The organism is Methylophaga sp. UBA4204 (assembly GCF_002379485.1).
GTDB lineage: Bacteria > Pseudomonadota > Gammaproteobacteria > Nitrosococcales > Methylophagaceae > Methylophaga.
Genome location: NZ_DFTU01000004.1, coordinates 1 through 675, shown reverse-complemented (window position 1 = coordinate 675; position 675 = coordinate 1). Strand labels below are relative to the sequence as shown.

The window sequence follows — 675 nt, the reverse complement described above, 5'->3', positions numbered from 1 at the left end:
CCTACAACCAGCATCCAACTCTGCGCAGCGCACTGGCGGATCATGAAGCCTCTCTGGCCCAGGAAAATGCGGCTAAATCTGCGTTTCATCCTCGTATCGATTTGGATTTGGGTGCGTCAGCAAATAACAATCTTGATGGTGAGCCAGGCAAAGATAAAGGTCTCTATGCGATGTTCCGCCTGCAATATAACCTGTTGAATGGCGGCGCAGATATGGCCCGGGTAGAACAAATTGAACATTTGAGTGAACAGCAAAAAGAGCTGATTAATAGGGCAAAACGGGAAATTGGGCTGGATGTTCGCCTGGCATGGAATGCATTGGTAAATGCTAACAATCGTTTACCGGGATTACAGCAACGGGTTGAAGCTGCCGAAAAAACCCGTGAAGCGTATGCGTCCCAGTTTCGCGTGGGGCAACGTACCTTAGTTGATTTATTAGATACTGAGAATGAATTGCTTAGCGCCGGAATTGAATATACCGAAGTCTATTATGACCGGATATACGCCTGTTACTGGCTGATGCAATCAATGGGTAAACTGCTGGAAACCATGGCTATCGAACAACGTGAAGAAGCGATTACAGTAGCCAATCAGGAAGCTGATACAGAATAATCAAAAGCGGATATCCGACTAAATCAGGATATCCGCTTCAGTCTAGGGCTTGTTGATCTTTCAT

1 protein-coding gene is annotated in these 675 nt (G+C 46.2%); it reads left to right on the top strand.

All coding sequences use genetic code 11. The annotated features are described in order from the left end of the window. Positions 1-611 (top strand): TolC family protein (locus B3182_RS00350; RefSeq protein WP_292751104.1); only part of this gene is annotated, 611 nt, incomplete at its 5' end. Positions 612-675: the final 64 nt, after the last annotated feature.